The 12,496-nt window shown below is 70.9% G+C and carries 13 protein-coding genes; all 13 read right to left on the bottom strand.

Features of this window, described 5'->3' with window-relative positions; translation table 11 throughout:
- Positions 1-218 precede the first annotated feature (218 nt).
- The gene (locus tag B072_RS0102220) at positions 219-491 is read right to left on the bottom strand and encodes a GlsB/YeaQ/YmgE family stress response membrane protein (protein WP_018528305.1); all 273 of its coding nucleotides are present in this window, start codon (positions 489-491) and stop codon (positions 219-221) included.
- 143 nt (positions 492-634) lie between these two features.
- The gene (locus B072_RS0102215; protein ID WP_018528304.1) at positions 635-1,027 is read right to left on the bottom strand and encodes a YccF domain-containing protein; all 393 of its coding nucleotides are present in this window, start codon (positions 1,025-1,027) and stop codon (positions 635-637) included.
- Positions 1,024-1,890 (bottom strand): zinc metalloprotease HtpX, encoded by an 867-nt coding sequence (gene htpX, locus B072_RS0102210; RefSeq protein WP_018528303.1) that lies wholly within the window; start codon positions 1,888-1,890, stop codon positions 1,024-1,026. The genes B072_RS0102215 and htpX overlap by 4 nt, the downstream gene beginning before the upstream one ends.
- A gap of 191 nt (positions 1,891-2,081) precedes the next feature.
- Positions 2,082-2,537 carry a large conductance mechanosensitive channel protein MscL gene (gene mscL / locus B072_RS0102205; RefSeq protein WP_018528302.1) on the bottom strand — a complete coding sequence of 152 codons (456 nt, stop codon included), beginning with the start codon at positions 2,535-2,537 and terminating at the stop codon, positions 2,082-2,084.
- Between the two features lie 64 nt (positions 2,538-2,601).
- Complete coding sequence (locus B072_RS0102200; protein WP_018528301.1) at positions 2,602-4,137, bottom strand: NADH-quinone oxidoreductase subunit N; 1,536 nt, start codon at positions 4,135-4,137, stop codon at positions 2,602-2,604.
- Positions 4,134-5,711 carry a complex I subunit 4 family protein gene (locus B072_RS0102195; protein WP_018528300.1) on the bottom strand — a complete coding sequence of 526 codons (1,578 nt, stop codon included), beginning with the start codon at positions 5,709-5,711 and terminating at the stop codon, positions 4,134-4,136. Before B072_RS0102195 ends, B072_RS0102200 begins: the two co-directional genes overlap by 4 nt.
- Before the next feature lie 6 nt (positions 5,712-5,717).
- The gene (locus B072_RS0102190) at positions 5,718-7,739 is read right to left on the bottom strand and encodes an NADH-quinone oxidoreductase subunit L (protein WP_018528299.1); all 2,022 of its coding nucleotides are present in this window, start codon (positions 7,737-7,739) and stop codon (positions 5,718-5,720) included.
- Positions 7,736-8,149, bottom strand: a complete 414-nt coding sequence (gene nuoK / locus B072_RS0102185) for an NADH-quinone oxidoreductase subunit NuoK (RefSeq protein ID WP_018528298.1) — start codon at positions 8,147-8,149, stop codon at positions 7,736-7,738. The genes B072_RS0102190 and nuoK overlap by 4 nt, the downstream gene beginning before the upstream one ends.
- Complete coding sequence (locus tag B072_RS0102180; RefSeq protein ID WP_018528297.1) at positions 8,149-8,748, bottom strand: NADH-quinone oxidoreductase subunit J; 600 nt, start codon at positions 8,746-8,748, stop codon at positions 8,149-8,151. The genes nuoK and B072_RS0102180 overlap by 1 nt, the downstream gene beginning before the upstream one ends.
- Positions 8,745-9,551 (bottom strand): NuoI/complex I 23 kDa subunit family protein, encoded by an 807-nt coding sequence (locus B072_RS42190; RefSeq protein WP_018528296.1) that lies wholly within the window; start codon positions 9,549-9,551, stop codon positions 8,745-8,747. Before B072_RS42190 ends, B072_RS0102180 begins: the two co-directional genes overlap by 4 nt.
- Positions 9,551-10,519 (bottom strand): complex I subunit 1/NuoH family protein, encoded by a 969-nt coding sequence (locus B072_RS0102170; protein WP_018528295.1) that lies wholly within the window; start codon positions 10,517-10,519, stop codon positions 9,551-9,553. The genes B072_RS42190 and B072_RS0102170 overlap by 1 nt, the downstream gene beginning before the upstream one ends.
- A complete protein-coding gene (locus tag B072_RS0102165; RefSeq protein ID WP_018528294.1) occupies positions 10,516-11,886 on the bottom strand; it encodes an NADH-quinone oxidoreductase subunit C in 1,371 nt (456 codons plus the stop codon). The genes B072_RS0102170 and B072_RS0102165 overlap by 4 nt, the downstream gene beginning before the upstream one ends.
- Positions 11,883-12,485: an NADH-quinone oxidoreductase subunit B gene (locus B072_RS0102160; protein ID WP_420707530.1), complete on the bottom strand. Its 603-nt coding sequence runs from the start codon at positions 12,483-12,485 to the stop codon at positions 11,883-11,885. The genes B072_RS0102165 and B072_RS0102160 overlap by 4 nt, the downstream gene beginning before the upstream one ends.
- Between the last annotated feature and the right edge of the window lie 11 nt (positions 12,486-12,496).

Raw genomic sequence — 12,496 nt, 5'->3', positions numbered from 1 at the left:
GGCTCCCCTGCCTCGGGCCCCACGCTCCCACCTCCCCGTTACTCGCATGCTTCCACAACGGGTGGCTCAGGCCCCACGGTTCCGTGGAGAGACCTCGCGAATGGTCAGCAGGGGTTGCGCGAAGGCGAGTTGAAGAGGGGGAGCTGCGCCCCGGCGCGCAGGGGGCGCACAGGGAACCGGGCGGCGCTCGGCGCCATTCGGTCAGCGGTGCCCGTCGGTCAGCGGCGCTCGCGGGAATTGCCGAAGAAGATGCGGTAGACGATCAGCAGTACAAGGGCGCCACCGATCGCGGAGACCCAGGTGGCGCCGTCGTAGAAGTCCTTGCTGATGGGGCGGTCGAGCCAACGGCTCGATATCCAGCCGCCTATGAAGGCGCCCGCGACACCGATGAGGGTGGTACCGACCAGGCCGCCCGGGTCACGGCCCGGAAGCAGGATCTTGGCGATGGCACCGGCGAGCAGGCCCAGGATGATCCAGCTGATGATGCCCATGCCGTAACTGCCTTCCTGTTGTGCTGTATCCGTGGATCGACGGAATGCTTGATCCACTGTTGCCCAGGAAGACGACATGTAGGCGCCCCACGGTTGCGTTCCACCGTGTCACAGGGGTGCGCCCGGGAGGATGCCCGGAGGAACTACCGCGTCGCGAACGGCTGGTCCGTGCGGACGATCTCGCGGCCGAGCGGCAGCAGCGAGAGGGGGATCATCTTGAAGTTGGCGATGCCGAACGGGATGCCGATGATCGTCACGCACAGCGCGATGCCCGTGAAGATGTGCGCGAGGGCGAGCCACCAGCCGGCCAGGATCAGCCACAGCGCGTTGCCGATGCAGGAGGCCGCGCCCGCGTCCCTGCGCTCGACCGCCGTGTACCCGAAGGGCCACAGGGCGTAGATCCCGATCCTGAAGGCGGCGATCCCGAAGGGGATGCCGATGATCGTGATGCAGAGCAGCAGTCCTGCCAGCAGATACCCGAGGAACAGCCAGAAGCCGCTCAGGATCAGCCAGATGACGTTCAGGATCGTCTTCACGGGCGGCGGCCTCCAGCCATCTGTTCCAACCGGGCGATGCGCTCCGCCATCGGCGGGTGTGTGGAGAACATCTTCGACATTCCCTGTCCGGGACGGAAGGGGTTGGCGATCATCATGTGGCTCGCGGTCTCGATCCGCGGCTCGGGCGGCAGCGGCAGCTGCTTCGTGCCGGCGTCGAGCTTGCGCAGCGCGCTGGCCAGCGCCAGCGGGTCGCCGGTCAGCTGGGCACCGGAGGCGTCGGCCTCGTACTCCCGGGAGCGGCTGATGGCGAGCTGGATGAGGGACGCGGCGAGCGGCCCCAGGATCATGATCAGGAGCATCCCGAAGATGCCGGGGCCGTCGTCGTCGTTCGAGCGGCCGACCGGGATCAGCCAGGCGAAGTTCACCAGGAACATGATCACGGAGGCGAGGGCGCCGGCCACCGACGAGATCAGGATGTCGCGGTTGTAGACATGGCTGAGCTCGTGCCCGATGACGCCGCGCAGCTCGCGCTCGTCCAGGATCCGCAGGATGCCCTCGGTGCAGCACACCGCGGCATTGCGCGGGTTGCGGCCCGTCGCGAACGCGTTCGGCGCCTCGGTCGGTGAGATGTACAGGCGCGGCATCGGCTGACGCGCCTGTGTGGAGAGTTCGCGCACCATCCGGTACAGGGCGGGTGCCTCGAACTCGCTGACCGGGCGGGCGCGCATCGCGCGCAGGGCCAGCTTGTCGCTGTTCCAGTACGCGTACGCGTTCGTCCCGAGTGCGATGACGAGGCCCACGATGAGCCCCGTGCGGCCGAAGAAGCTGCCGATGACGAGAATGAGGGCGGAGAGCCCTCCGAGGAGTACGGCGGTCTTCAGCCCGTTGTGCCGGCGGTGCACGGTACGCCCTCCTGATGGTGCGGCAGGGGAACCCACTGCTCTATCTCTTGTGCCACTGGGTGCGCGGGTCGGTGCGCGGGTTGCGTGTGTCCCTGTCCAGTGGACCCTCCCGTACTGGTCAACGCCAGACGAGGAGGACTAGTTCCCTTGTGCGCGGCCGGAGGGCGAGGTGCGCGTGTAGGCCGTACGGGTCAGCGCTGCTGGGGCAGGCCCGCCAGTTCGAGCGCCTCCGGGTCGGCCTTGATCTCGCTGGTGCAGTGGGCGCAGCGGGTGGCGATCCCGGGGATCTGTGTGAAGCAGCGGGGGCAGTCGCGCATCGCCGCCTTGATGTCGACCGGCTTGCCCCGGTCGATGCGCGCCTGGACCTTCATCATCGGGACGACGATCAGGAAGTACAGCACCGCGGCGGTGATCAGGAAGGCGATGATCGCGCTGACGAACTTGCCGTACGGGAAGTCGGTCCCCTCCACCGTGAAGTGCGCCTCACTGAAGTCACCCGTCGACTGCGTGGCTATACCGATCAGGGGCGCGATGAACGCCGTACTGAGTGCGGTGACCACGGCTGTGAACGCGGTACCTACCGCGAGGCCGATGGCCATCGTGATGATGTTCCCGCGAAGGATGAAGTCCTTGAACCCGCTCAGCACGGCGTACGTCCCCTAACAAGTGTGTCCTACAACGGCCTGTTACCAGGTTGCCGTAAGAGGGTGCTCAGAAGAGGCCGCTCGAAGCAAAACGAAGGATCATCTGTGGCGCGCCGGACAGGGCGACCGCGATGACCGCGGTGCCGACGATCGCGGCGGTGAGCGGGGCGGAGACCCTGTATGTCGCCGGTTCGCCCTCAGGAGCGCGGAAGAGCGTCGCGGTCCACTGGAGGTAGTAGTAGAGCGCGATCACGACGTTCACGGCCATGACGACGGCGAGCCAGCCCAGACCCGCGTCGACGGCCGCCGAGAAGACCGTGACCTTCGCGAAGAGCCCGATGATGCCCGGCGGCAGACCGGCCAGGCACAGCAGGAAGAAGCCGAGGACGAGCGCGGCGAGCGGGCGCGAGGCGTACAGGCCCGTGTAGTCGCTGATCCGGTTGAGCGGCTTCGTACGGGCCACCAGGGCGGCCACTGCGAAGGCGCCGAGGTTCACGGCCGCGTACATGAGGGCGTACGCGAGCGTGGAGCCGATCGACTTCTGCGGGTCGTCGGAGTAGGCGGCCGCGGCGATCGGCACCAGGAGGTAGCCGGCCTGGCCGACGGAGGACCAGGCGAGCAGCCGGACGGCGCTGTACGCGCGCGTGGCCTGCTGTCGCAGCGCGGCGACGTTGCCCACGGTCATCGTGAGCGCGGCGAGGACGGCGAGGGCCGGGCCCCACACGTCGGCGTACGAGGGGAACGCGACGACCGTGACGAGGATGAGGCCGGAGAAGCCGACGGCCTTGCCGATGACCGACAGGTAGGCGGCGATCGGCAGCGGCGCGCCCACGTAGGTGTCGGGCACCCAGAAGTGGAACGGCACGGCGGCCGTCTTGAAGGCGAAGCCGATGAGCGTGAGGCCCACGCCCACCTGGGCGAGCGTGTGGAGCTGACCGTCCACGTGGGTGAGCTCGGAGGCGATCCGGGTGAGGTGCAGGCTGCCCGTGGACGCGTACACGAAGCTCACGCCGAGCAGGGTCACGGCGGTCGCGGTGACGGACGACAGGAAGAACTTCAGGGCCGCGTCCGAGGAGCGCCTGTCGCCGTGCTTGAGGCCCACGAGGGCGAAGGCGGGCAGCGAGGCGACTTCGAGGGCGACGACGAGGGTGGCGAGGTCGCGGGAGGCGGGCAGCAGGGCGGCGCCCGCGGCGGAGGACAGCAGAAGGAACCAGAACTCGCCCTCGGGGAGCGGCTTGTTCGCGTTCTTCGCGTCCTTCAGGGTGCTGATCGACAGGAGCGCCGTGAGCAGGGCACCGCCGAGGACCAGGAACTGAACGACCAGGGTGAAGCGGTCCGCCGTGTAACTACAGGCGTCGTACGGGACGCCCTTGAGGCAGAAGGTGGAGCGTTCGTCACCGACGAGCGGGAGGAGCGCGAGCGCGGCGACGGCCAGGCCCGCGACGGAGATCCAGCCGAGGACCGCCTTGCGGCCCTCCCCCACGAACAGGTCGGCGACCAGCACGACGAGGGCGACGACCGCCGCGATGGTGGGCGGCGCGATCGCGACCCAGTCGACGGACTGGACGAGGGAGGCCACGGAGGGCGCGGCGACGGCGATCACTGGAGGCCTCCTGCGAGGAGCTTCTGCACGGCCGGGTTCGTGAGGCCGAGCAGGGCGGCGGGCCACAGGCCCGCGAGGACGGTGAGGGCGACGAGCGGGGTCCAGGCGGCGAACTCGTACCCCTGCACGTCGGCGACGGCCGGGGCCGCTTCCGTCGGCCGCGGCCCCATGCAGACGCGGCGGACCACGACGAGCATGTACGCGGCGGTGAGCAGGGTGCCGAACGCGGCGATCGCCATGAACACGAGGAAGGCCGGGCGGCTGAGGTCGTCCGCGGGCTTGAACGCGCCGAACAGCGCCAGCATCTCGCCCCAGAACCCGGCGAGTCCGGGCAGGCCGAGCGAGGCGACGGCGGCGAAGGCGAGCAGACCGCCGAGGCGCGGGGCCTTGCCGTACAGGGCCATGCCGCCCTGCTCGGCGAGGGTGTCGAGGTCGCTGGTGCCGGTCCGGTCCTTGAGCGCGCCGACGAGGAAGAAGAGCAGGCCGGTGATGAGGCCGTGGGCGATGTTGGCGAACAGCGCGCCGTTCACGCCGGTCGGGGTCATCGTCGCGATGCCGAGCAGCACGAAGCCCATGTGGCCGACGGAGGAGTACGCGATGAGGCGCTTGAGGTCGCCCTTCGCGCCCTGCTTCGCGAGGTTCAGGCAGGCCAGGGATCCGTAGATGATCCCGACGACGGCGAACGCGGCGAGGTACGGGGCGAAGGTGCGGAAGCCGTCGGGGGCGACGGGCAGGAGGATCCGGACGAATCCGTACGTACCCATCTTCAGCAGGACGCCGGCCAGCAGGACCGAGCCGACGGTCGGGGCGGCGGTGTGCGCGTCCGGCAGCCAGCTGTGCAGCGGCCACATCGGGGTCTTGACCGCGAGCCCGATCCCGATCGCCAGAACGGCGATGACCTGCACGGATGTGGTCAGACCCCGGCCGTTGTCAGTGGCGAGTGCCATGATGTCGAACGTGCCCGACTTAACGCCGATAAGGAGAATGCCGAGCAGCATCACGACCGAGCCGAGCAGCGTGAACAGGATGAACTTCCAGGCGGCGGCCTGCCGTTCGGCTCCGCCCCATCGCGCGATGAGGAAGTACATCGGGATGAGGACCATCTCGAACGCGAGGAAGAAGAGGAGGAGGTCCAGGACGGCGAAGGTCGCCAGCGTGCCCGATTCCAGCAGCAGGATCAGGGCCACGAATGCCTTGGGGGACGGCCCGCTCGGCATTTTGAAGTAGGAGTACAGCGCGCACAGGAACGTCAGCAGCGCCGTGAGCACCAGAAGGGGGAGGGAGATGCCGTCGATGCCGAGGTGGATACGGACGTGCAGCGCCGGGATCCAGCTGATGTCGGTCGTGGCCTGGATCCTCGACGGCCGGTCGTGGTCGAAGCCGAGCGCGAGGACGATCGTGGCGATGAGGATCACGCCGGTCACGGTCACGCCGTGGCGGAGCACGGCCTGGTCCGGGGACTTTCCCTTCAGCCCGGGCGGGGCCGGGAGAAGGGCGAGGACGGCGCCGATGAGCGGGCCGACGACGATCAATGCGAGAAGGAACTGCATCACGGATTCGCTGATATCGATCACGGCTGCTCACGCTCCGGCGGTGGCGACGAGGACGACGGCGACCACCAGGACGACGGTGCCTGCGAGCAGTGCGCTGAGGTAGGTCTGCACGTTTCCGGTCTGGGCGCGGCGCACGGCCCAGCCCAGCGCCTTGGGGGTCTCGGCCGCTCCGCGCACGTACGTCTCGACGACCTCGCGGTCCAGGAAGCGGACCAGGTCGGCCGCGGCCCGGACGGGGCGGACGAAGAGCGTGGCGTAGAGCGCGTCGAGGTGGAAGCCGACGGCCGCGTGCCGGTGCAGCGGGCCGAGCAGCAGCCGGCCCGGGTCGGCCGGGTCGGAGGCGCTCGCGACGTCGCCGTACGCGGGGGCGTGGCTCGCGATGGCCTCGGCCTCGACGAGACCGCCGTCGCCCTGCTCGCTGTCGACGGCGACGGCGCCGATCGGGACGGTGGCGCGGACCGCCATCGCGGTGGTGTGCCGCCAGGCCGCGTAGGTGACCAGGCCGCCGACGAGCGCGAAGCCCGTGCCGAGGACCGAGGTGGTCAGGGTCGGGGTGAGCGAGCGGCCGTCGAACCAGTCCGGCAGCACGCCCGTGGCCAGTCCGAAGCCGAGGGAGGGGATCGCCAGGACCCACAGGACGGCGTTCATCGCGACCGGCTGCCTGCCGTGGTCGGGGGCGTCCGCGCCCCGGCCGTTGAAGGCGAGCAGCCACAGGCGGGTCGCGTAGGCGGCGGTGAGCAGGGCCGTGACGAGGCCGGCGATCAGGACGATCCAGCCGGATGCGGTGGGGATGCCGTTCTCGTGACCGGTGGCGGTGTGCTCGGCGGCGCCGAGGACGGCCTCCTTGGAGAAGAAGCCGCTGAAGGGCGGGATCGCGGCGAGCGCGAGCAGCGCCACGGTCATCGTCCAGAAGGCGTCGGGCACGCGGTCGCGCAGGTTGCCCATGCGGGACATGGCGGCCAGTGAGTTGGTGCCGGCGGCGTGGATGATCACGCCCGCCGCGAGGAACAGCAGCGCCTTGAAGGCGCCGTGGGTGAGGAGGTGGAAGACGGCGGCGCCGCGGTCGCCGACGGCCAGGGCGCCGGTCATGTAGCCGAGCTGGCCGATCGTCGAGTACGCGAGGACGCGCTTGATGTCGTCCTGGGCGAGTGCGGCGAGCGCCGAGCCGGCCATGGTCACCGCGGCCATGACGGCCATCACGATCATCGCGGTACGGGAGGCGGCGAAGACGGGGAGGAGACGGGCGACGAAGTAGACACCGGCGGCGACCATCGTCGCGGCGTGGATCAGCGCGGAGACGGGCGTGGGGCCCGCCATCGCGTCGGGCAGCCAGGTGTGCAGCGGGAACTGCGCGGACTTGCCCGCCACGCCGGCGAGGAGGAGCAGGGCGATCAGGGTCGGGTGGTCGAGGCCGCCCTCGCCGGTGACCTTGCCGAGGATCGTCGTGATGCGGAACGAGCCCGCGTCGGTGGCGAGCGCGAACAGGCCGATCAGGAAGGGGACGTCACCGAGTTTCGTGACGAGGAAGGCCTTGAGGGAGGCGGACCGGGCCTCGGGGGTCTCCCAGTAGTGGCCGACGAGGAAGTACGAGCAGATGCCCATGACTTCCCAGCCGACCAACAGCACCATCAGGTCGCCCGAGTAGACCACCAGGAGCATCGCGGAGGTGAAGAGCGAGACGAGGGCGGCGTACGAGGGGTAGCGCGGGTCGTCGCGCAGATAGCCCGTCGAGTAGAGCTGGACGCAGGTCGCGACCAGGCCGACCAGGACGGCGACGAGGGCGGCGAAGCCGTCGATGTGCAGCGCGAGTTCGATCGGCACGGAGCCGGTCGGGGTGAGTTCGGTGTGCGCGTCGAGGGCCGTGGTGCCGTTGCCCGTGCCGCCGCCCTGCTGGAGCGCGACGGACGCGGCCAGGACCAGTGCGGCCAGGGTCGGCAGGACGGCCAGCGGGCGGACGAAGCCGGGGGCGGTGCGGCCGAGCAGCAGTCCGGCCACGGCGCCGAGGAACGGCAGGAGGGGGACGAGGACGGCGAGGGTCGTGGTGGTCACGCGGTGGCCTCTGCCTTCTTGTCCGCCGGGTCGGCCGGACCTGCCGGGGCGTCGGCTGCCGCGCCGGTGTCGGACGGGTCGTGCGGGTCGTCGTCCGGGTCGTGCGGTTCGGCGGCGTCGCGGAGCTTGTCGATGTCCGCCGTGCCGCGGTTCCGGTGGACGGCCAGGACGATCGCCAGGCCGATGCCGATCTCGGCGGCGGCGATCGCGATGGTGAACAGGGTCAGGGCCTGGCCGGCGTGCAGGGTGTCGCGCAGCCAGACGTCGAAGGCGACGAGGTTCAGGTTGACGGCGTTGAGCATCAGCTCGACCGACATCAGGACCAGGATCGCGTTGCGGCGGGCCAGGACGCCGTACAGGCCGGTGCAGAAGAGGAGGGAGGACAGGACGGCGGGATAGGCGAGGTGCATCAGCGCTGGCCCTCCCGTGCGCCAGGGGTGGCGGGCTCGGCGGAGTTCTTCTTGCGGGACAGGACGATCGCGCCGACCAGTGCCGCGAGGAGCAGGACCGACAGGGCCTCGAAGGGCAGGACCCAGTGCCGGAACAGGACCGAACCGGTCACGGCCGTGTTGCCCTGGGCCGCGCCGTCGAGGTCGATCCAGGTCGTGCGGAAGGCGTCGACGACGACCCAGACCAGGGCTGCGGCGGAGACCACGGCGACGGCGAGGGCGGCCCAGCGGTTGGGGCTGTCCGCGTCGGGTGAGCGACCGATCGGGGCGCGGGTCAGCATCAGTCCGAACAGGAGGAGGACGACGACGGAACCCACGTAGATCAGTACCTGCACCCAGGCGATGAACTCGGCGGTGAGCAGGAGGTACTCGACGGCGAGGCCACCGAGGGCGACGACCAGCCACAGGGCGGCGTGCACCAGCTGCTTCGTGGTGACGGTGACGATCGCGGCGCCGAAGGTGACCAGGCCGACGAGGAGGAAGGCGATCTCGACCCCGGTCGGGGAGAGGAACCCGTGGCTGCCTGCGGCCGATGCCGCGAGGGCGGCGGGGGCGGTCATGCGGTGGGCTCCTCTCCGGGCTTGTCGGTGGCCGGCTTGTCGGGGCCGGGCTTGTCGGGGCCGGGCTTGTCGGGACCGGGCTTGTCGGGGCCGGGCTTGTCGGTGGCCGGCTTCTCGGGGGCCGCGTCCGGCCTCGGTTCGGCCGGGGCGGACTCGGCCGCCTGAGCCGTTTCGGCCGCCTGAGTTGCCTCGGCCGCCTGTGTTGCCGCAGCCGTCTCGGCTGCCTGTGTTGCCGCAGCTGCCTCGGCTGCCTGAGTTGCCGCAGCTGCCTCGGCTGCCTGGGTCGCCGCGAGTTTGTCCGCTGCCTTGCGGGCCGCGGCGAGTTCCTTGGGTTCCTCGGCGGCCGGGTCGAGGGCGGGCGGGGACGGCACGGTCCACATCCACTCGCGGAGCTTGTCGCGCTCGTGGGTGAGCTCGTGGATGTCGGTCTCGGCGTACTCGAACTCCGGGGACCAGAACAGCGCGTCGAAGGGGCACACCTCGATGCAGATGCCGCAGTACATGCAGAGGGAGAAGTCGATGGCGAAGCGGTCCAGGACGTTGCGGCTGCGCTCGCGGCCGCCCTCGACGGCCGGCGGCACCGTCTCCTTGTGGGAGTCGATGTAGATGCACCAGTCCGGGCACTCGCGGGCGCACAGCATGCAGACCGTGCAGTTCTCCTCGAACAGGCCGATCACGCCGCGCGTGCGGGGCGGGAGTTCGGGCTGGGCGTCCGGGTACTGCTCGGTGACGGTCCTCTTCGTCATCGTGCGGAGGGTGACGGCGAGGCCCTTGGCCAGGCCGCTGCCAGGGATCGGAGGCATCAGTTGATCGCCACCTTCACGATTCCGGTGAGCGCGATCTGCGCGAGGGCAAGAGGGATGAGCGTGGTCCAGGCGAGCTTCTGCAACTGGTCCTCGCGCAGGCGCGGGTACGAGACACGCAGCCAGATCACGACGAAGGCGAGGACCGCGGTCTTGAGCAGGGTCCAGACCCAGCCGAGGCCGTCCGCGCCCCAGGGGCCGTGCCAGCCGCCCAGGAAGAGGACGGTGGTCAGGCCGCACAGGACGACGATGCCCGCGTACTCGGCGAGCAGGAAGAGCGCGAAGCGCAGGCCCGTGTACTCGGTGTACGCGCCGAAGATGATCTCGGAGTCGGCGACCGGCATGTCGAACGGCGGCCGCTGGAGCTCGGCGAGACCCGCCACGAAGAAGACGAGGGCGCCGACGATCTGCCAGGGCAGCCACCACCACTCGAAGGCGTCGAGGATGCCGGGCAGGGAGACCGTGCCCGCCGCCATGGCGACGGACGCCGCCGCGAGCAGCATGGGCAGTTCGTACGCGAGCAGCTGCGCGGCCGTGCGCAGGCCGCCGAGCAGGGAGAACTTGTTGGCGCTCGCCCAGCCCGCCATCAGGGAGCCGAGCACGCCGACGCCCATCACGGCGAGCACGAAGAAGATGCCCGCGTCGATGACCTGGCCGACCGCGCCGTCGCCCGGGCCGACCGGGATCGCCAGCAGCACGAGGAGGTACGGCAACAGGGCGACGGCAGGGGCGAGTTGGAAGACGCGGCGGTCGGCATCGGCCGGGACCACGTCCTCCTTCTGGGCGAACTTGACGCCGTCGGCGACGAGTTGGGCCCAGCCGTGGAACCCGCCCGCGTACATCGGGCCGAGCCTGCCCTGCATGTGGGCCATGACCTTGTGCTCGGTCTGTCCCACGACCAGGGGCAGCACCAGGAAGGCCACGAAGACGAGGACGAGGCGCAGGGCGACGTCGAGTACGTCGTTCACCGCGTGCCTCCATCGGGGGTCGTGTCGTCGGATTCCTCGGGGCGGGAACCGTCCGCCTCCGGCGCGGCGCCGGCCCCGGAACCCTCGTCCGCGGGCTCCGGCGGGGTCCCGTCGCCCGGCTCGGGGGCGGCCGTCTCCGGGTCGGATTCGGCCGTGCCTCCGACGTCAGCCCCCTTCGTCACCTCGGCCGCGGCATCGGCCTCGACACCAGCACCTGCACCCGCACTCGCACCGCCACCCTCCGCTCCCAGCGCGTCCGGGCTCGGAGGCTCGTCGAATGTGGGCTTGGCGTGGTGCCACGGTGCGTCGCTCGTGCGGGGACTCGGCGCGGGCCGCTTCGGCGGGGTCGCGTCGTCCGGGGTTCCGGTCTCCGGCGTCGTGCGCTGCGATGCCGACCCTTGCGACGCGCTGCGGGAGCGCCGGCCCGGCGCGGGGCTCGACGACGCGTCCTGCTCGGCGCCGGGCCGCTGGCTCGCCGACCCCTCCGACACACTGCGGGCACGCCGCGCCGGACGCCCCTCACCGGAACCAGCACCAGAACCGGAACCAGCACCAGAACCAGAACCGGAATCGGCGCCCACCCCCGGAGAAGCCGCAGACGAAGCCGCAGACGAAGTCCCGGACGAAGTCCCGGACGAAGCCCCCGGCGCCGCGGCCTCCGCGGCCTGGCTCGCCGAACCCTCGCTCGCCGAGCGGGCCCTGCGCACCGGCCGTTCCCCCGCACCGGCGCGCCCCGCGGCGCCCGCCGCGCGTCCGGCGCCCCGGGCGGGACGCGCGGGAGCGGGCGGCAGCTGGCCCTTCAGCGGGCCCCACTCGTTCGGGTCGGGCACGCCGGGCGGCAGCATCTGGCGGCGCTTGGGCCCGCCGTGTGCCGCACCCGCCGCAGGCTCCCCCGGCTCCTTCGCGCCCGGCCACGCCTTCGCGACGCGCGCCGCGAGCACGAAGTCCTTGCGGAGGGGATGGCCCTCGAAGCCCTCGGGCAGCAACAGCGGGTCGAGCCCCGGGTGGTCCGTGAAGTCCACGCCGAACATCTCGTGCGTCTCGCGCTCGTGCCAGCGCGCGCCCGCGTACACCTCGACCGCCGATGCCAGGACCGGCGCCGAGTGCGGCACGGTGGTCCGCAGCAGCAGTCGTCGCACCGATCCCGGCGCCACGGCGGCGACGTGCGCGCACACGCGGAAGCCGGTCCCGGGCTCGTCGACCGCGCTCAGCCAGTCGAAGTACGTGCACCCCAGCGTCGTACGGGCCGTCTCCAGAGCCGTGGTCCACGCACCGGCCGGGACGTCGACCGTCAGCAGGTCGTACGCCTCCTCGGCCGTGGCCTCGGCGCCGAACAGCTCCTCGACCGGGCTCGGCAGCCAGCTCATCGGCCGTCCCCCGAACCAGGAGCCGGCGGCTGCACCAGCGGGCTGGTCAGCGCCGCCGCGGAGGGCCGGCCCGCCGACGCGTACCGCTCGCCGAGCGACTCGCGGGCGATCTTCTCCTGGAGCTTGAGGATGCCCTGGAGCAGCGCCTCGGGACGCGGCGGGCACCCGGGCACGTACACGTCGACCGGAATGATCTGGTCGACGCCCTTGGTGACGGAGTACGAGTCCCAGTACGGGCCGCCGCAGTTGGAGCAGGCGCCGAACGAGATGACGTACTTCGGCTCGGGCATCTGCTCGTACAGGCGCTTCACGGCCGGCGCCATCTTGTCGGTCACGGTCCCCGAGACGACCATCAGGTCCGCCTGCCGCGGGCCCGGCGCGAACGGGATGACGCCGAGCCGGATGAAGTCGTGGCGGGCCATCGACGCGGCGATGAACTCGATGGCGCAGCAGGCGAGTCCGAAGTTGAAGACCCACAGGCTGTAGCGGCGGCCCCAGTTGAGGACCACCTTCATCGGCTCGGGCGCCAGACGCGAGAGCACGCCCAGCTTCTTCGGTTCGGGCAGGTACACCGGCTCCGAGGGGGTCACATCACTCACGTCCACGTCAC

The sequence above is a fragment of the Streptomyces sp. HmicA12 genome, assembly GCF_000373565.1.
GTDB lineage: Bacteria > Actinomycetota > Actinomycetes > Streptomycetales > Streptomycetaceae > Streptomyces.
Note: the sequence above shows the minus strand (reverse complement) of the source record. Positions and strands in the feature narration are given on the sequence as shown.